At 50.7% G+C, this 19,314-nt stretch carries 18 protein-coding genes; 10 read left to right on the top strand and 8 right to left on the bottom strand.

What is annotated here, in order from left to right; genetic code table 11:
• Positions 1-186: hypothetical protein (locus H7U12_RS22425; RefSeq protein ID WP_206683857.1), on the top strand; the 186-nt coding region annotated here is incomplete at its 5' end.
• Here the strand turns inward: H7U12_RS22425 and H7U12_RS02930 are convergent.
• The 8 genes from H7U12_RS02930 to H7U12_RS02895 form a co-directional block, all read right to left on the bottom strand.
• The gene (locus H7U12_RS02930) at positions 170-916 is read right to left on the bottom strand and encodes a hypothetical protein (protein ID WP_186632646.1); all 747 of its coding nucleotides are present in this window, start codon (positions 914-916) and stop codon (positions 170-172) included. The genes H7U12_RS22425 and H7U12_RS02930 overlap by 17 nt on opposite strands.
• A gap of 72 nt (positions 917-988) precedes the next feature.
• The gene (locus H7U12_RS02925) at positions 989-1,519 is read right to left on the bottom strand and encodes a hypothetical protein (RefSeq protein ID WP_186632643.1); all 531 of its coding nucleotides are present in this window, start codon (positions 1,517-1,519) and stop codon (positions 989-991) included.
• A 91-nt stretch (positions 1,520-1,610) separates the two neighbouring features.
• Positions 1,611-2,417, bottom strand: a complete 807-nt coding sequence (locus tag H7U12_RS02920) for a WG repeat-containing protein (RefSeq protein WP_186632640.1) — start codon at positions 2,415-2,417, stop codon at positions 1,611-1,613.
• Between the two features lie 106 nt (positions 2,418-2,523).
• On the bottom strand, positions 2,524-2,991 hold the full coding sequence (locus H7U12_RS02915) for a hypothetical protein (RefSeq protein ID WP_186632637.1): 468 nt from the start codon (positions 2,989-2,991) through the stop codon (positions 2,524-2,526).
• A 97-nt stretch (positions 2,992-3,088) separates the two neighbouring features.
• Entirely contained in the window at positions 3,089-3,508 is a 420-nt protein-coding gene (locus H7U12_RS02910; protein WP_186632634.1) for a hypothetical protein, read from the bottom strand.
• Positions 3,509-3,592: 84 nt separating this feature from the next.
• Positions 3,593-4,216, bottom strand: a complete 624-nt coding sequence (locus H7U12_RS02905; RefSeq protein WP_186632632.1) for a hypothetical protein — start codon at positions 4,214-4,216, stop codon at positions 3,593-3,595.
• A gap of 107 nt (positions 4,217-4,323) precedes the next feature.
• Complete coding sequence (locus tag H7U12_RS02900) at positions 4,324-5,001, bottom strand: SEC-C domain-containing protein (protein ID WP_186632628.1); 678 nt, start codon at positions 4,999-5,001, stop codon at positions 4,324-4,326.
• Positions 5,002-5,234: 233 nt separating this feature from the next.
• Positions 5,235-6,782, bottom strand: a complete 1,548-nt coding sequence (locus H7U12_RS02895; RefSeq protein WP_186632625.1) for a hypothetical protein — start codon at positions 6,780-6,782, stop codon at positions 5,235-5,237.
• Between the two features lie 146 nt (positions 6,783-6,928).
• On the opposite strand from H7U12_RS02895, the gene H7U12_RS02890 reads away from it, so the two are divergent.
• The 9 genes from H7U12_RS02890 to ilvA all read left to right on the top strand — a co-directional run bounded on the left by H7U12_RS02890 (position 6,929) and on the right by ilvA (position 19,304).
• Positions 6,929-8,095 (top strand): 2-isopropylmalate synthase, encoded by a 1,167-nt coding sequence (locus H7U12_RS02890; protein WP_186632622.1) that lies wholly within the window; start codon positions 6,929-6,931, stop codon positions 8,093-8,095.
• A gap of 93 nt (positions 8,096-8,188) precedes the next feature.
• Positions 8,189-9,586, top strand: a complete 1,398-nt coding sequence (leuC, locus tag H7U12_RS02885; RefSeq protein WP_186632619.1) for a 3-isopropylmalate dehydratase large subunit — start codon at positions 8,189-8,191, stop codon at positions 9,584-9,586.
• 329 nt (positions 9,587-9,915) lie between these two features.
• Positions 9,916-10,512: a 3-isopropylmalate dehydratase small subunit gene (leuD, locus tag H7U12_RS02880; protein WP_186632616.1), complete on the top strand. Its 597-nt coding sequence runs from the start codon at positions 9,916-9,918 to the stop codon at positions 10,510-10,512.
• On the top strand, positions 10,500-11,618 hold the full coding sequence (leuB, locus tag H7U12_RS02875) for a 3-isopropylmalate dehydrogenase (RefSeq protein WP_186632614.1): 1,119 nt from the start codon (positions 10,500-10,502) through the stop codon (positions 11,616-11,618). The genes leuD and leuB overlap by 13 nt, the downstream gene beginning before the upstream one ends.
• Before the next feature lie 430 nt (positions 11,619-12,048).
• Positions 12,049-13,770 (top strand): dihydroxy-acid dehydratase, encoded by a 1,722-nt coding sequence (gene ilvD, locus H7U12_RS02870; protein ID WP_186632611.1) that lies wholly within the window; start codon positions 12,049-12,051, stop codon positions 13,768-13,770.
• On the top strand, positions 13,733-15,466 hold the full coding sequence (ilvB, locus tag H7U12_RS02865; RefSeq protein ID WP_186632608.1) for a biosynthetic-type acetolactate synthase large subunit: 1,734 nt from the start codon (positions 13,733-13,735) through the stop codon (positions 15,464-15,466). The genes ilvD and ilvB overlap by 38 nt, the downstream gene beginning before the upstream one ends.
• Before the next feature lie 21 nt (positions 15,467-15,487).
• On the top strand, positions 15,488-16,096 hold the full coding sequence (gene ilvN / locus H7U12_RS02860; RefSeq protein ID WP_186632605.1) for an acetolactate synthase small subunit: 609 nt from the start codon (positions 15,488-15,490) through the stop codon (positions 16,094-16,096).
• 434 nt (positions 16,097-16,530) lie between these two features.
• On the top strand, positions 16,531-17,574 hold the full coding sequence (gene ilvC / locus H7U12_RS02855; RefSeq protein ID WP_186632602.1) for a ketol-acid reductoisomerase: 1,044 nt from the start codon (positions 16,531-16,533) through the stop codon (positions 17,572-17,574).
• 458 nt (positions 17,575-18,032) lie between these two features.
• Entirely contained in the window at positions 18,033-19,304 is a 1,272-nt protein-coding gene (ilvA, locus tag H7U12_RS02850) for a threonine ammonia-lyase IlvA (protein ID WP_186632599.1), read from the top strand.
• The last annotated feature ends 10 nt before the right edge of the window (positions 19,305-19,314 follow it).

Below are 19,314 nucleotides of genomic sequence, written 5' to 3'. Positions count from 1 at the left end.
GAACGCCATCAAGAACAAGATCGTCAGCCGCATGTTCGCCGTCATCGAGCGGAACATGCCCTACGTGTGCCTGCAGAGTTAAGTGGGTTGATTGGAAGGGATTCTTGGAAAAATTATGCGCTTTTTGTTGCTTTTACCATAGAACACAATGTTGTGAGGCGTTTTTCTTTCAAAGTTCGTAGTTAAGCAAGTAGGCTTCCTCTTTCTTTCCTTTCAGGTCAAGGTCAAGTCCGAACCCATTATTCTGTTTATCCCGAATCATTGCCCCATAGATATGTAGAATCTCTTTCCCGTCCTTGGTCTGGTTGACTTTGAAACCAAAAGGCCTCAATGGTTCGGTCACATTCCCTAACTTACCGTCCGCTTCCTTCAATGAAGCTATCAATGCTTTTTTGTCGTACTTGAACAATGCTGAATCGTTAAGCATTGGCATAAGCGCATCATAGTCCTTTTCTTTTATAAGCCACACAATCTTTTCGGCAACCTTCATCCGTTCAGTTACAAGACGTAAAGTCTCTGTTGAATACTTATAGGTTGATTTCTGCCCGTCCTTGTAGACTAAAACGGTGTGGATTTCATCATAATTTTCTGCTTCCTTGCCTAAGTTCCTAAAAAACAGGTAAGGAATATTGGAGCCTGGGAGGTGAGGAGAATCGGCCAGCTTATCAATGCCCTCACTTTGGCTTACCTCAAGCTCAAAGTATTTCTTTTTCCCCTCGTCAGTTGATGCGGACGCGCCAACTGCGTATTTGCATTGGCCGCCATAAAAGTCCAGGACTTCTTCTACTCCTTTGTTTTCATTGTCGGTAATGCTTACCAAATGCGAGAGTAGCCCAGTTTTTTCCTCCCCGTCTCTCTTTTCAGAGCATGAGTTCAGTAATAGTATCCCTACAGCTAATAAGTAAATTCTTTTCATTTCATTTTATGTTTTAAATGCCCTATAACGTCTAGTATAAAAGACGGCAAGGCCGTCGGCCGTAGCTGACTTTTATGCCTTGTTAGCGGTTGCTTTTCTTTTTAGTTCAAGTACTAAGTCTTCCAAATTTCCTTTAAGCTGGCTTCTACTTTTCAATAACAGTAGATGAATTATCATGGTGAAGGTTAGCCAAGAGAGTAAGGCCCAAAGAATTGTAAATTTAATGGTGCTTATGATAAGCCCAAGCAAAGTAAGAAAAGCAAGGAAGAAGATTATAAAATAAATTCCGTAAATGTTTGTTTTATAGTAAGGGATAATTTCAGCCTGTAATCTTGTTCCGATTCTGTCTAGTCCGCTGATTATTTCTATTCTGATTCTTCCGTTTGCTCTGAATGGCTGTAGGTTCGTTGGTCGCACATTTATTTCTATTGTGTCCGTACCAGTAAAACTCACTTCGCTGAAGTCGATGGAAAAACTTGTGAGTTTATCGAGAAAGCTTCTCTTTTTCTCTTTCTGCTGAGAAATGTAGCCAACAATCAGGCTTTTCGGCTTATCAAGGTCGAAAGTGTAATGCCTGTGATATTTGGAGAAAAGCTTCTTCATTATTTAAAGTTACCGCTAACGGTTAGTATAAAAAACGTGTGAGGCCGTCGGCCGAAACATGATTTTTATACAATGTTACATGGCGTAGTTTTTATAACTCTATTCTGACTTTTTTACCTCCCATGACACCCTCTGCATAAATCTTCCCTTCTTTATGCTCTATGGAGAGGGATTCAAACCCATTCTTGATTTTTATTTGTCCTGTCGTGTCAACTACGTACCACTTTCCATCTTTCATTATCTGCCCATGGTACCAGTTGAACTCTGATATGCCGTTTTGGCTGAAAGTTGATATAAGTTTTCCCTTGTAATCAACAAAAGCATACTGATTGTCTTTTACGACAACGGAGACACCATTCTTAAATCCCCAAACGGTATCGAATGGGATGGTGGAAACCAACTTCTCTTTTTTATCAATTAGGAAGTATTTCCCTTTGCCCTCCACGACAGCAGTTCCCCTATAGAATGGAACGGCATGTTTGAACTTAGGCTTTATCAGCCAGTTGCCAGTAGTGTCGACATATCCATACAAGGAATCCTTAAGCACTAGGGAGGAATAGTCATTAACTAAGACATAGTCGAACTGCGGCCTGAACAGTACCTTGCCAGTAGCATTTATAAGACCGTATTTGTTGAATTTGTAATCATTGTATTCCTTTCTGCCTCCCGAATCCACTAGGATAAATCCGTATTCCTGCCAGTCCTGGATATAGTCGAACTGGGCAGGCAAGATGATATTGCCTACGGAGTCATGAAGTCCTTCCTTTCCATTCTCCTCGTAGATATAGACAGTTTCCTTTATCTGGCCGATTGGCCGCATAGGTAAGTCTTCCTCTCCGCTAGGTGAAACTTTACAAGAGGCGATTAAGCATAGAAGTAGATATAGGTAACTTTTCATTTTCTTTCTATGCCATGTAACGTGCTGGGCTAAACGGCGTGCGAGGCCATCGGCCGATGCATGGCGTTTAGGTGTTGTTGTGGTGCGTTTTTCTTTTCTTTTCTTTTTAGCTGTCAAAGTCTTGGCACTCTACCTCACATACATAGCTTCCAATTTGTTTCAGTTTTGGAAGCATGAGGTTTAGGTAATGACTATAATCGGTGTATCTGTCCGAGCCGCTGATTCTTTTGCCAATCCCAAGGACAAAACTCAATTCATAATGCTTGCTGTAACCTTCGTAATTGTTATCAAGTGGGTAAACCAGAAACGAATTGCTCTCAAAGTAATCAATGTCCCATAAAACTAATGAGTTTACTCTTTTCAGTTCTTCTCTTTTGTCAAGGATTCTGCTGACTTCTTCGAAGTTGTCAAAAGGCAAATGGTTAAAGTCGTCATTGTCGTCAACCGCTATTGAGTAAAACTTTCCATCAGGGTTTTTCAGAGTCCAAAAGTCATTAGTAAAATCTTGGATGAAACTGGAAAGAGTTTGGTAGTTAGTTACGACTCTGATTCTAATTGACCTTGCAACCCCCATTTTTTATATTTTAAATGCACCACAACGTCTAGTGTAAGCGGCGGGCGAGGCCGTCGGCCGAAGGCTGACGTTTACACCTTGTTGAGCGACGTTTTTCTTATTCTTCTACTATCAATTCTGCTTCTTCACAATTCACTCTCACTACTCTGCCATTCTCAAATAAAAACATCAGGTCGTCATTTTCCTCTGGGTTCTTTTGCAGAGTAAAGCTGTCATTAACTTCTCGCAAATTAGATGGGAAGAAAGTGATTTCTCCCAAACGTTTGGCATCTTCGGGGAATTCACTATCGTCGCCTTCTTCAAAGTATCTGTAGTTGACGTTTTTTAGTAGAAAGATTAATCGAGAGAATTCTCCTTCTTGTACCCATTCTCCTTTAGTTTTTGTGAATTTTAGGGTGATTTCATTCTTTTCAGCGTTGTCCGCTAGTTCAATGAAGTCGAAGTTGTTATGAAGGTCAATGTGTCTGTTCTTGAATTGAACCGCATAATTTTCCTCAATTTCAAAGTTTGTTTTCATTTTATAAATGACGCTCAACGGCTAGTGCATGAGACGTGCTAGGCCGTCGGCCGTAGCATGGCTTATGCACCTTGTTGCCAGAAGTTATTTTTTCTTTAGTTCTGTTTCAAATAGATTCCTGATTTTAATATAATCTTTAAGCTCCTGCACGTTAGAATAGAACTTTGAATATGGTTCAGGATTGTAAAAAGTAAAAGTCCTTTGATTTCCTGTAATCTGATATTCAACAGCAAAGCTCTGCCCGTCTGTAACATCAATTCTATGCTCAACTTCTTGTCCATTCCTTACTGTTACTTTTCTCATTTTTTGCCTGAGCTCATTTTGACTAGGTAGCGTCGTCAGGTTACTCGCAAGAAGAGAGTCGTACAATTTCCCAAACCCATTTCTTGCCACTAGCTTATATTTTCTTATTCTACGAATCGGGTAATTCAATTCATCATATAGAATACCTTTCCAGATTCCATTCTTTAATGTTAAAATCTTCAAATCCTTTGTGTTGGACAACGCCTCATGAGTATAGAATCTTATTTCTACATCACAGTCGGATTCTGCAATGGGCTTTATTCCGATTCGCTTCTCAAAATCGCTATTTGAAGAAATGCTATACAGCTCAGAAGGCTGTGCATTATAATTACTCGTCTTTAGATTCCGTACTTCAACCTGAGAATGTCCTTTATCTAGGAGCACCAAAACTAGAAGAAGCAACAAACACCAACTTTTCATATTTATAATTACTGGCAACGTCTAGTGTAAGCGACGGGCGAGGCCGTCGGCCGAAGGCTGGCGTTTACACCTTGTTGGCAGTAGGCGTTTTTCTACTCTTCTGCAATTCCTTTACTCTTCTTTAATATTCTTTCCACTTTTGCCACAAGATTCGACACATCTTTTCTAAAATCTTTCCCGTGACAATTCTTATATATTTTCGGGCTACCACAATAACAGGGCTTACTTGGCCTTGCTCCTGAATTGATAAAATTTAATAAATTAGCCTTAAACTGCTCTAAGTGGGGTATCAGTTGTACTGCTGGTTCCGGAACTGACATTTGCTCATCATCAATTCTTTGTCCGTAACTATAAAGTTTTTCTATGTTTTCACATAGAAATATAAAATCATCTACTAACGGATTATCCGTAATATTTATTCGAATATTGTCAACCAATTGGCCAGTGTAAACAAAATCATTATCTGGCACAAACATTATCTGCTCGAAATCTAATTCATTTGGCGTTATATCAATCAGATCCCCTTCAGCTGACTCCCAAACAGCATGTCTTTCCGCTTCACAAATAATTTCCGATTGAAAAATATTCCAGCCGTAATAAACGCTTCCTCCGTCCTTTTTTACCTTTTCTTCAACATTTATAAAGCAATTTTGTGACTTTGAATATGGTTCGACTTTTACGGGCACTTGTTCTGGCTCATATTCACTTCCAATTTTTTTTAAAAGTTTTTCAACGTACTTATCAACTTCTTTAGGACTAATAGCTTTCATTTTTCATAAGAGTTAATTTATTTTTTCGCTTACTGCCAACTACTAAATAAACGGAACAACTCCGGTTATTGACTCTATACTTGGAGCCAAACTTCCGTTTATCAAACCAACGGTAGTCAGATAAACGGAACTGCACTATCGAATATACTATATAGTTCTATCTTAATCCTATAAGGAAGAGAATCCTTCCCGTTTATAGCCTGATTTTACCGAAACAGCCCCAAAACGAATTGCTACTTTAATCTTCCCTGTTTCCGGCGCATGATTTCCTCAACGGGTATATTCTCTATCTTGCTTTCCAGCCAGGAGATGATATCTAGGTACATGAAAGGGCGACGCTCGTAGGGGTTTTGGGAGATAGCGATCAGCTTTTCCTTGAGGGTAATGAAGGCGTCCTTTAGCTGGTAAGGGGCAATGTTGCCCACGGAGCGCAGGAACTTGAAAATCTCTACCTGCATTTGCTGCTGGTTGTCCATTTTGCCCAGGAAATGGTACACCGTCCGGATCTGGTAATCCAGGGTGTCATCATCGTAGCCGGCCTCGTAGTGAGCAATCAGGTTTAAGATCCGCGCAAAGCACTGCAGGTCCTCGCGCAGACTGGTGTTTTGGTGATGGATGACCTTGTTCAGGTACTCAATGGCTTTTTTAAAATCGCCGGAGCCAAAGTACAGACTGGCAATTTTGTAGTAGAACACCAGCATGCGGTGCGGGTCCAGTTGGGCCTGGAAGCCTTCCAGGTTCTTGAGTACGCCCGGAATCACCTGCAAGCCCTCGGTGAACTTGCCTTCCAGAAAATAGCCGTTGATCTTGTTGGTGTAGATGTAGAGAAACAGCAGCGTGTCTACGTTGGGGTTAGACCGCCGCGCTGGATCGGTCGCATAGTCTTCCAGTTGCTTCAGTACCCGTACAAATTTGGAATGGTATAAGATGTTATACAGTGTGTTGAGCAGGTTGTGCATGCCCTTGATGTAGAGCACGGGCCGCCGCTCTTTCATATGCGGATATTCGTCAAATAGATCCACCCACTTCTGCGCGGCGCGGTAACAGTTCTTGAAATCCTGAATCATGAGGTAATACCACACGTGCGACTGGTGGTAGTACAGCTTCTCGTAGAAGCCCGCCCGGCGCATGTCTATTTCGGGCAGGTTTTCCTGAAAGAAGGCCGAAATCGAGTTGTAGTCTTCCTGATTCCGGGCCAGGCCCACCTTCAGGTATAGGCCATACAGGCGCAGCGCCACGTTTGATAGCTGGTGCATCTGGGAGATGTGCGCAGAAACAGCGGTGGCTTCCTGGGTCAGGCTCTCCGCGCGGCCGCTCAGACTGCGGGTAATGTACTGGCTCTCAATCAGCTTTTCAAAGTCAATGGCCGTGAGCGCGATGTGCGGTAACTCATATTCCAGGGCCGTGACTTTCACTTTGTCCAGCATCTTCAGGCTCTGCTGGTAGAAACCCTTGTTATATAAGACGCGCGCGTAGTCCAGCTGCTCGTGCAACTGGATGTCCAGGTTCTGGGGCGTATGGAAGGCCCGCAGGCTGGAGAGCAAATGCTTGTAGAGGTTGTTCTTCAGATTGGCCAGCTGGGCCTTCTTGATGCTGGGCACCTGCTTCAGCACCTGGGCCTCATTCAAGGTGTCCTGCTGGTCCATGGCGTCAAACAACAGCAGAAACTTCAGGTCCTCACTAGAGCCGCTCCGGTTGGTAAACAGTCTAAAGTGCCTTTTCTCGGAAGGGGTAAGCGATTTTATCAACTGAAAAATGGGGTCAATATTTTGGTTAGGCATTGTAAAGGTGGAGGAGTTAAAATATTGATTTTCAGGATGATATAATTTGAAAGCGGAGGGTTAGAAATAGTAGATCAGGCGAAAATAATTTTTTGGTTCTGTACTACTACGCGCTTCTTTGTAAAGAATAAGTAGCCAAAATAACAATGTCAGCTCAGAAGATACAAATATTTGACACAACGTTGCGCGATGGGGAACAAGTACCCGGTTGCAAATTGAACATGGAGGAGAAGTTGGTAATTGCGCGTCAATTGGAGCTTCTGGGCGTGAATGTCATTGAGGCGGGTTTCCCGGTTTCCAGCCCCGGCGATTTTGAGGCGGTGCGCGCCATTGCCACGCAAACCAGAGAAGCCACCGTGTGCGGCCTCACCCGCGCCGTGGAGAACGACATCAGAGTAGCCGCCGAGGCGCTGAAAACCGCGCGTTACCCCAGAATCCACACCGGCATCGGGACGTCAGACTCGCACGTGAAATTCAAGCTGCGCACCACCCAAGCTGATGTAGTGGAGCGGGCCGTGGCCGCCGTGAAATTAGCCAAAAGCTTTGTGGAAGACGTGGAATTCTACGCCGAGGACGCCGGCCGCACTGACAACGAGTTTCTGGCCATGGTGTGCGAAGCCGTCATTAAGGCGGGTGCCACGGTGCTGAACATCCCCGACACCACCGGCTATTGCCTGCCAGAGGAATATGGCGCGAAAATTAAATATCTGTATGAAAACGTGCGCGGCGTGCAGAACGTCACGCTTTCCACCCACTGCCACAATGATTTAGGGTTGGCCACCGCCAACTCCATTGCGGGTGTGGTGAACGGAGCCCGCCAGATTGAGTGTACTATCAACGGGGTAGGGGAGCGCGCCGGCAACACCGCCCTGGAGGAAGTGGTCATGATTCTGCGCCAGCACCCGTACCTGAACCTGGACACCAGCGTGAACACGCGCCTGTTAACAGAGACCTCGCACTTGGTTTCGCACATGATGCGCATGCAGGTGCAGCCCAACAAGGCCATTGTCGGCGCCAACGCCTTTGCCCACTCCAGCGGCATTCACCAGGACGGGGTCATCAAGCACCGCGAGACCTATGAAATCATTGACCCCAAAGAAGTAGGCGCCGAGGATTCCTCTATCGTGTTAACTGCCCGCTCAGGCCGGGCGGCCCTGGCGTACCGCATGCAGAAACTGGGCTATACCCTGGAGAAAGAAGCCTTAGACAAAGCCTATGCTTCGTTTTTAGCAGTAGCAGACAAAAAGAAAGAAGTGGTAGATGAAGACCTCCATTTTATGGTGGAGCAGGATAATTTGGTAGCTGCAAATTAAGCACCTTTTCGTGTTTTCCGGCCAGAAACGGGAGAAACCAGCGCAACGTAGCGCTTCCCCAGAAAACTGGACCGGAAGACAATTATGAAAACTATGGCACAGACATTATTAGATAAGATTTGGGGCGCCCACGTAGTGAAATCCATTCCGGGCGGCGGGTTAGACGTGTTTTACATTGACCGTCACCTGATCCACGAGGTGACCAGCCCCCAGGCGTTTGACGAGATTGAGGCCCGTGGCTTGCCGTTGTTCCGCAAGGAGCAGATGGTGGCCACCGCTGACCATAACGTACCAACCAAAAACCAACACCTGCCCATTGAAGAGCCGCTTTCGCGTTTCCAGGTAGACAAACTCACCGAGAACTGCGCCAAGCACAACATAGAACTGTACGGCCTGGGCCACCAGAACCAGGGCATTGTGCACGTGATCGGGCCGGAACTGGGCCTGACCCAACCCGGCATGACCATCGTGTGCGGCGACAGCCATACCTCCACCCACGGCGCGTTCGGAGCCATTGCCTTTGGCATCGGTACCAGCCAGGTGGCGCAGGTGATGGCGTCCCAATGTTTGCTCCTGAGTAAGCCTAAGAGCATGCGGATCACGGTGGACGGTGACGTGAGAAAAGGCGTTACGGCCAAAGACATCATCCTGTACGTGATCTCCAAACTGGGCACGGGTGGCGCCACGGGTTACTTTGTGGAGTATGCCGGTAGTGCATTCCGGGCGTTGAGCATGGAAGGCCGCATGACCGTCTGCAACATGAGCATTGAGATGGGCGCCCGCGGCGGACTGATTGCCCCAGACCAAACCACGTTTGATTACCTGCAAGGCCGTCCGTTCGCGCCGCAGGGCGAACGTTGGGAACAAGCGGTAGCCTACTGGTCCACCCTGTATACCGACGAAGGAGCGGCCTTTGACCAGGAGTTATACTTTGACGCGCAGGACATCGCGCCCATGATCACCTTCGGGACCAACCCAGGCATGGGCATGGCCATTGATGCGCTTATTCCTACGGATGTGCCAGCCAGTGAGCAGGCCAGCTATAGCAAATCATTGAACTACATGGGCTTCCAGCCGGGCGAGTCTCTGTTGGGCAAGCAGATTGATTACGTGTTCATCGGGTCGTGTACCAATTCCCGCATTGAAGATTTGCGCCAGGTAGCCAAGTACGTGCAGGGCAAGCGCAAAGCGCCGCATGTAGAGGCCATCATTGTGCCGGGATCCAAACACGTGGAGAAGCAGGCCATGGAAGAAGGCATTGACAAAGTATTGGCCGAAGCTGGTTTTGAATTGCGGGAGCCGGGTTGCAGCGCCTGTCTGGCCATGAACGAAGACAAGATTCCGGCCGGGGCCTACTGCGTGTCTACCTCTAACCGCAATTTTGAAGGTCGGCAGGGACCGGGTTCCCGCACCTTGCTAGCCAGCCCGTTAGTGGCGGCCATCACCGCCGTGGAAGGCAAGATCGTGGACATCACCCAGTATTTAAATTAGGCCTAACTGCTGTTCGGGATTTACCAATCCCGAACCACTCTGTCGGGGATTTACCAATCCCTTTTGCAAGAGTTAAAAAACGGGGATTAATAAATCCCCTACAGAAGACATCCGGATTGAAAATCCGGATTAGCAAAGTTAAATTTTAGGTACGCATACAAGGTCGTCCCCCTTTGAAGGGGGTAGGGGGATGACAAAGGCAGTTGAGGAACCATCCGCTTCAGCTACAAAGAAATAAGATCGATTCTCGGGAAAGCCACATCAGCACGAGAAATCATCCCCCAACCCCCTTCAAAGGGGGACAGACGGAGAAAGACATTTGATAGAAAATGGAAAAGTTTGAGATACTCCAATCCACGGCGGTTCCGCTCCCGATTGAGAACATAGATACTGATCAGATCATCCCGGCCCGCTTTTTAAAGGCTACCTCCCGCGAGGGATTCGGGGAGAACCTGTTCCGCGATTGGCGCTTTGATTCTGCCGGTCAGCCCAAAGCCGATTTCGTGCTGAACAACGGCCGTTTCAGCGGCAGAATTCTGGTAGCCGGTAAAAACTTCGGATGTGGCTCCAGTCGCGAGCACGCTGCCTGGGCCATTTATGATGCCGGCTTCAAGGTGGTGATCTCCAGCTTCTTCGCCGATATCTTCAAAGGTAACGCCCTGAACAACGGTTTGTTGCCGCTGCAGGTGTCTGACGAGGTGCTGGCAAGATTGTTGCGCCAGATTGAGCAGGATCCGCAGACCACGCTGGTGGTTGACCTGGTGAACCAGGAGTTGCAGGTGCCCGTGTGGGAAGAGAGAATCTCCTTTGCCATTGACGCCTACAAGAAAGAGTGCATGATCAATGGCTATGATGACATTGATTTTTTAGTGAACCAGAAAGACGCGATAGAACAATACGAAAGCAGCAGACCATGGGCGTATTAACGAAGAGAATAGCCGTTTTACCCGGCGATGGAATTGGGCCCGAAGTATGTGCCGAGGCCCTGAAAGTGTTAGAGGCGGTGTCTGAGCGTTTCGGGCACCAGTTTGAGCTGGATGTGCAACTCATGGGTGCTTGCGCCATTGACGCCACCGGTGATCCGTTGCCGGAGTCAACCCTGCAAGCCTGTTTTGAAGCCGATGCCATTCTGTTGGGTGCCATCGGGGACCCGAAATACGACAACAACCCAGCCGCCAAAGTGCGCCCCGAGCAAGGTTTGTTGCGCCTTAGAAAGTCACTGGGGCTGTTCGCCAACATCCGGCCGGTCACGGCCTATGAGGTGCTGCTGAGCCATTCCCCGCTGAAGAGCGACCGCATCTCTGGCGTGGACATGGTGATTTATCGCGAGTTGACCGGCGGCATTTACTTCGGCCAGAAAGGCCGCACCGAGGAAGGCGCGTTTGACCATTGCACCTATACCCGCGAAGAGATCGTACGCATTGCGCACCTGGCCTTCCAGGCCGCAACAACCCGCCGCAACAAACTGACGCTAGTAGACAAAGCCAACGTGCTGGAGACCTCAAGGCTGTGGCGCGAAGTGGTGCAGCAGATTGCCCCGGAATATCCGTCCGTGGCCGTGGATTACCTGTTCGTGGACAACGCCGCCATGCAGATGATCCTGAACCCGAAGCAGTTTGACGTGATCCTCACCGAGAACATGTTTGGCGATATCATCTCCGACGAGGCATCGGTAATTGCCGGTTCGCTGGGCTTGCTGCCCTCGGCTTCGGTAGGGGAGACCGCGGCACTATTTGAGCCCATCCACGGATCTTTCCCGCAAGCAAAAGGCAAAGGCATCGCCAACCCCATCGCCACTATTTTGTCGGTGGCCATGATGCTGGAGCATTTCGGGCTGCAGGAAGAGGCAGACCTGGTGAAAGAGGCCGTTGATTACACCTTAGACAAAAAAGTACTGACCCCGGAACTGCGGGCCGATCATCCGTTCACCACCGAGCAGGTAGGCGCGTTCATTGCCAACTACGTGCAGGAAGGCGGCGAGAGTTTCCGGCACCTGAACAACATTGAGATCGGGATCAGCACCATCATCTGATTTTCTGTTTTGGGGCTGTTTTCCTGAAAACAGCCCCAAAACAGAAAAGATGGTTCATACTGGCGCGAGTCTTCAGACTCGTGACACCGGATGATGCGAGTCTCCAGACTCGCCGGGAGCCACAAACTGAATGAACTGAAAAGGAGTCTGGAGACTCCACTCATCACCTGTCACGAGTCTGAAGACTCGCGCCAGAGATAAAATGAAGAACGCGTTTTAGGCCTGTTTCTTAGAAAACAGGCTTAAAACAGTAAAAGCTTGAAGACCGCCTACATGCGACGACACCGATTTAGTATTTCCATTTTAGTCATTCGTCCTCTGCCGCAAGGTGGGTAGGAACGGTCCATTACAATCTTTTGGAGCCTTTCAATCTGCCGGTAGAAAGGCTCTTTTTTTTAGAAAACACCAGTAAAACACCTAGTTACAAACCATGGCTTTAAATAAATACAGCGGCATCTACACCAAAGACGACAGCCTTCCGGCCTCCCAGGCCATGTTGATCGGCTCGGGTATTCCGGAGGAGGATCTTCGGAAACCGTTCGTGGGCATCGTGTCTACCGGCTTTGAGGGCAATACCTGCAACATGCACCTGGACGGCCTCGCCGATGCGGTGAAGATGGGCGTGCAGGCCAATGGCATGGTGGGGCTACGGTTCAACACCATTGGCGTGAGCGACGGCATCACCAACGGCAACGCCGGCATGCGCTTTTCACTGGTGAGCCGTGAGATTATCGCTGATTCTATTGAAGCCATGGCCGGCGCGCATTACTATGATGCCGTGGCCACGGTGGTAGGCTGTGACAAAAATATGCCCGGTGCCTTGATAGCCATGGCCCGCCTGAACCGTCCGTCGCTCATGGTGTACGGCGGTACCATCAAAGGCGGGGAGTACAAAGGGCAGAAGCTCAACATTGTCTCCTGCTTTGAGGCTTACGGCAAAAAGCTGAACGGCACTATTTCAGACGAAGATTACCGCGGCATCATCCGGAATGCTTGTCCAGGGCCGGGTGCCTGCGGCGGGATGTACACGGCCAACACCATGGCGGCCGCCATTGAGACCTTGGGCATGAGCCTGCCGTTCTCTTCATCGGCCACGGCCGTGAGCCAGGAGAAAAACCAGGAAGCCCTGGATACCGGCGCTTACATCCTGAACCTACTGGAAAAAGACATCAAGCCCAGAGACATCTTAACCAGGGAGGCGTTTGAAAATGCCCTGGTGATGATTACGGTACTGGGCGGCTCTACCAACGCGGTGCTCCACCTCATCGCCATCGCCCACGCCGCGGGCGTGAAACTGACCATGGAAGACTTCCAGGACGTGAGCAACCGCATACCGGTACTCGCTGACCTGAAGCCCAGCGGAAAGTACCTTATGGAAGACCTTTCCGCCTTGGGCGGCGTTCCGGCGGTGCAGAAAACACTCTTGGAAGCTGGTTTGCTGAACGGAGATTTACTAACCGTCACCGGAAAAACGCTGGCCGAAAACTTAGCCAATGTGAAGCCACTAGGCGCGGAGCAGGACTTATTGAGACCGCTTTCCAACCCGATCAAATCAGACGGACACATTCAGATTCTGTACGGCAACTTGGCTTCTAAAGGAGCCGTGGCGAAGATCTCCGGGAAAGAAGGTTTGCGGTTTGAAGGTCCGGCCATTGTCTTCAACTCTGAGGAAGAACTCAACGAAGGCATCGCCGCCGGTAAAATCCAGCCTGGTCAGGTGGTCGTCATTCGGTACGTGGGACCCAAAGGCGGTCCGGGCATGCCCGAAATGCTGAAACCCACCTCCGCCATCATGGGCGCGGGTTTGGGCGATAAAGTGGCTTTGATCACTGATGGTCGTTTCTCGGGCGGAACGCACGGCTTCGTGATCGGCCACGTGAGCCCCGAAGCTTATGACGGCGGCACCATAGCCCTGGTAGAAGACGGCGACTGGATTGTGCTGGACGCCACCACCAACACCATAGATGTGCAGCTAGACGAGGCTGAGTTAGCCCTACGCAGAAGCCAATGGCAAAGACCTAAGCCCAATGTACAGGGTGGAGTGCTGTTGAAATATATCAGAACCGTGAGTGATGCCAGCCACGGTTGTATCACCGATTTACAGGAAGAAGCCTATGTTAACGCAAGAGAAACAAGCCCCAGCCTTGCCTGAAACAGACACGCTGCTGAGCGGCGGTCAGGCCTTATTGCACGCCCTGGCAGAGGAAGGGGTTGACACCATTTTCGGTTATCCGGGGGGCGCGATCATGCCCATCTACGATGCCCTGTTTGATTTCCCCGGGAACATCCAGCACGTGCTGGTGCGCCACGAACAAGGCGGTATCCACGCCGGGCAGGGCTATGCCCGTTCCTCCGGCAAAGTAGGCGTGGTGTTCGCCACCAGCGGACCCGGCGCCACGAACCTGATCACCGGCCTCGCCGATGCCCTCATTGACAGCACGCCGCTCGTCTGCATCACCGGCCAGGTGTTCGCGCACCTGCTGGGCACCGATGCTTTCCAGGAAGCGGATGTGATTGGCATCACCACGCCCGTCACCAAATGGAACTACCAGGTAACCGATGCCACCGAAATTCCGGAGGTATTGGCCAAGGCGTTTCATATCGCCCGCACGGGCCGTCCGGGACCGGTGTTGATTGACATCACCAAGAATGCCCAGTTGCAGAAATTTCCTTTTCAGGGCTATAAACGATGTGACCACATCCGCAGCTACCGGCCCAAACCTATTGTGCGGCCGGAGTACATCGCGCAGGCCGCCGAGCTGATCAACAGCGCCCAAAAGCCTTTTGTGCTGTGGGGGCAAGGCGTGATCCTGGGCTCGGCGGAGCAGGAATTCAAGGCGTTTCTGGAAAAGTCGGGCATTCCGGCGGCCTGGACCATTATGGGCGCGGGGGCTTTGCCCAGTGACCATCCGCAAAACGTGGGCATGTTGGGCATGCACGGCAACTACGGCCCCAACGTGATGACGAACGAGTGCGATGTGCTCATTGCGATAGGCATGCGCTTCGATGACCGCGTGACCGGCCGTCTGGATAAATACGCCAAACAGGCCAAGATCATCCACCTGGACATTGACCCCGCTGAGATCGACAAAAACGTGAAAACCACCGTGCCGGTGTGGGGCGACTGCAAAGAGACTTTGCCCTTGCTGACCCAACTGGTGGAAGCCAAGCAGCATACCCAGTGGCTGGCCAAGTTCCGGGAGTTTGAGCAAAAGGAAATTGACGCAGTGATCCGGGAAGAGTTGTTCCCCGCCAGCGGTGAAATGACCATGGGCGAGGTAATCCAGCAACTAAACGAACTTACTAAAGGCGAAGCCATCATTGTCACTGACGTGGGGCAGCACCAGATGGTGGCCTGCCGCTACGCCAAACTGAACCACACCCGCAGCAACATCACCAGCGGCGGCCTCGGCACTATGGGTTTTGCGCTTCCGGCCGCCATTGGGGCTAAGTTTGGAGCCTTGGACCGCACCGTGGTGGCCGTGATTGGCGATGGCGGTATCCAGATGACCATCCAGGAACTGGGCACCATCATGCAGAGCGGCATTGACGTGAAAATCCTCATCTTGAACAACCAGTTCCTGGGCATGGTGCGGCAGTGGCAGGAGCTGTTCCATGAGCGCCGCTACTCGTTCGTGGACATCCAGAGCCCCGATTACGTGCAGGTGGCCAAAGGCTATGGCATCACAGGCCGCAAGATAGACCAGCGCGAAGACCTGACCGGCGCCCTGCAGGACATGCTGGCGCACCCCGGTTCTTTCCTGCTGGAGGTCATGGTGACCAAAGAGAACAACGTGTTCCCCATGGTGCCGCAGGGCTGCAGCGTGAGCGAAATCAGATTGAAATAACCTTGCTAAAACCCGCAGATAATGAGTGAGCAAGCGCCAATAGAAAAGGAAGAGTACAACATTACGGTGTACACCGAGAACCACGTGGGGTTGCTGAACCGCATCGCCATGATTTTCACCCGCCGCAAGATCAACATTGACAGCCTCAACACCTCGCCCTCTGAGATAGAAGGCATCCACCGCTTCAATATCGTGATCAACGAGACCGAGGAAGTGGTGAGCAAAATCGCCCGGCAGATTGAGAAGCAGGTGGAAGTCCTCAAGGTGTATTACAACACCAACGAAGACGTGATCTGGCAGGAAATGGCCCTCTACAAAGTGCCCACCGACATCATCGCGGAGAAGGCCAAAGTAGAGCGTCTGCTCCGCGAAAACGGAGCCCGCGCCGTGGTGATTAGAAAAGACTACACGGTCTTCGAGACCACCGGTCACCGCGAGGAAACCGACAACCTGATCAAAGTATTGCAGCCCTTCGGGTTGATTGAGTTTGTCCGGAGCGCCCGCATCGCCATCATCAAAGGCAGCGACGGCTTCAACCGAAAACTCCGCGAATTTGAGCGCGACGAACCCGGCCAAGATGCGGTGGAGAACGAATTCCTAAACAGCAGGGACAAGGTGTTCAGTATGTAGCCCCCAGTTCTTCCCTCGTGAAGAGGCGAACGTCTGAGGATGCGTTTTAGGGCTCTTTTACAGAAAACGGGCTCTAAACGTGATCGGCAAAAACACGCGGAGGAACTGCGCAACAATGTCACGGAAGCAAATCCGAGAGATCGTGTAAGAACCAACTGGCGCGAGTCTCCAGACTCGTGCCAAGGGATGAAGCGAGTCTCCAGACTCGCCGGGAGCCACGAAACGGAAATGCCCAAGATCAGCAATGCACCATGTCGCTGCTTGGCAGCGAGGGTAGTCTGGAGACTACCCGGCATCAGGAGGCACGAGTCTGAAGACTCGCGCCAGTGAAGAACCAGGAATGGAGTGGTGTTTAGCGGCTGTTTTTCAGAAAACAGGCGCTAAACACACCAGAATGAGTAATCAAAACCAATAACCCATATTAACGAAACAAAATGGCAAAGATCAATTTCGGCGGTGTAGAAGAAACCGTTGTAACCCGCGATGAATATCCGTTGGCAAAAGCCCAGGAAACCCTGAAAGACGAAGTGATAGCTGTGATTGGCTACGGCGTGCAAGGACCCGGTCAGGCATTGAACATGCGTGACAACGGCTTCAACGTGATTGTGGGCCAACGCCAGGATTCTGCCTCCTGGGAGAAAGCGAAACAAGACGGTTGGGTAGAAGGCGAGACCCTGTTCTCCATTGAGGAGGCGGTAGAGCGCGGTACCATCATCTGCAACCTGTTGTCAGACGCTGGTCAGATTGCCGTGTGGCCCACCATCAAAGAAAGACTGAAGCCCGGCAACACCCTGTATTTCTCACATGGGTTCGGGATCACCTTCAAAGAGCAAACCAACATCATTCCTCCGGCGGATGTGGATGTAGTGTTAGTAGCTCCTAAGGGAAGCGGCACCAGCCTGCGTCGCCTGTTCCTGGAAGGCGGCGGATTGAACTCCTCGTTCGCGGTGTTCCAGGACGCAACCGGCAAAGCCTACGAGAAAGCCGTGGCCATGGGCATTGGCGTGGGTTCCGGCTACCTGTTTGAGACCGATTTCAAAAAAGAAGTGTATTCTGACTTAACCGGTGAGCGCGGTGTGCTGATGGGAGCCCTGGCGGGGATCATCGAAGCCCAGTACCAGGTATTGCGTCAGCGCGGTCACTCTCCGTCTGAAGCCTTCAACGAAACCGTGGAAGAACTGACCCAAAGCCTGGTGCCCTTGGTAGGCGAGAACGGCATGGACTGGATGTTCAGCAACTGCTCCGTAACGGCCCAGCGCGGTGCCCTTGACTGGAAAGGCAAATTCCGCGAGGCGACTTTACCAGTTCTAAATGATTTATATGACAGCGTGGCCTCCGGCAAGGAAGCCGAGCGCACCATCCAGCGCGGTTCCACCCCAGGTTACCGGGCAGAACTGGAAGCCGAGCTGAAAGAAGTGCGCGAATCAGAACTGTGGCAGACCGGTGCTACCGTAAGAAAGCTCCGTTCCGGTAGATAGTCTCTAACCTTCTTTTCTCCAGGAGGAGAATAAAATCTTTAGTGCGTTTTGGACATGTTATCTTGAAAATGGGCCCAAAACAGAAACGCCTGTGAAGTCTCTAAGGCTTCACAGGCGTTTAAACCAAACGGTAACCGTCATCTACTGGCGCGAGTCTTCAGACTCGTGACTAGGGATGATGCGAGTCTCCAGACTCGCCGGGAGCCACCAACTCAGTGCAAGTAGGAGTCTGGAAACTACCTCTCCTCGGCCTGTCCACTGACAGACCGAAATGGCCCTGATTTGAGATGCGTTGGCCTGTCAGGGGACAGACCAAGGGTAAGGATTTTGGCTAAAGGGAGTCTAGAGACTCCACGCATCCTTCGGCACGAGTCTGGAGACTCGCGCCAGAGAAAAAAGGTACTTGTTTTAGGGTTTGTTTTCTGAAAACAGGGCAAAAGCAGAAAGAGGAAATCACCATGCAGAAAGAGACAGCTTCGGTAGAAACCGGAATCGCGTTAGGGAGTGTAGAGAAGGCGGCGAAAAACCTGAAGGGCGTGATTTACAAAACGCCGCTTATGAAGAACCTGTGGCTCTCGCAGACCTACGGCGCCGAGGTGTACCTCAAACGTGAGGATCTACAGATCGTGCGCTCCTACAAAATCAGGGGAGCTTACAACAAGATCTCGACGCTCTCCAGCGCCGAGCGGGAGAAGGAAATTGTCTGCTCCAGCGCCGGGAACCACGCCCAGGGTGTGGCGTACGCGTGTCAGCTGTTGGGCATCAAAGGCTACATTTTCATGCCCGCTCAGACCCCGGCCCAGAAGGTGAACAAGGTCCGCCTCTTCGGGAAGGACATGGTGGAGGTGGTGCTCACCGGCGCTACCTACGACGATACCTTCAAAGCCGCCAAGGAGTTCTGCGATGCACGCGGGAGCGCCTTCATTCCGCCCTTCGACGATCTAGCCATTATTGAGGGGCAGGCCACCGTGGGGCTGGAGATTTTCAAGGATGCCGATTTCTCGATCGATTACCTGCTGATGCCCATCGGCGGGGGCGGGCTGGCTTCTGGCGTGTCCAGCGTGTTCAAGCAAGTGAGTCCGCACACGAAACTGATTGGCGTGCAGCCCATGGGCGCGCCGTCAATGTACAACGCCATCAAGAACAACAAGCGCCAGCCGCTGGAAACTATTGACTCGTTTGTGGACGGCGCGGCGGTGAAATGCCCCGGCGAGCTTACTTTTGACATTTGCCGCGAGTTGCTGGACGAGGTGGTGCTGGTGCCCGAGGGGCAGATCTGCGAGGACATCCTGAAGATGTACAACGAGGAAGGCGTGGTGCTGGAACCCGCGGGAACCTTGAGCATCTCGGCCCTCAAATCCTTTTCGGAGGAGATCAAAGGCAAGAACGTGGTCTGCGTGATCAGCGGCAGCAACAATGACATCACCCGCATGGAGGACATCAAGGAGCGCGCCATGCAGCACCAGGGCCTCAAACACTACTTCATGGTGACCTTCAACCAGAAGCCCGGCGCGCTGCGCACCTTCGTGAACCGCGTGCTGGACCCCGAGGACGACATCATCCATTTCCAGTACATCAAGAAGAACAACAAGGAGAAAGGCCCCGTGTTTATTGGGGTAGAGGTGAAGCGGCCGCATGACGTGGAGAACATCAAACTGCGCATGCTGGAGGAAGGCTTCGCCTACGAGTACCTAAACGGCCGGCAAGATTTCCTGAATCTATTTGTCTAAGTACCATTTT

Origin of the sequence: Rufibacter sediminis (assembly GCF_014269285.1) — a bacterium.
Lineage (GTDB): Bacteria > Bacteroidota > Bacteroidia > Cytophagales > Hymenobacteraceae > Nibribacter > Nibribacter sediminis.
This window is presented reverse-complemented; position numbering and strand designations above follow the sequence as displayed.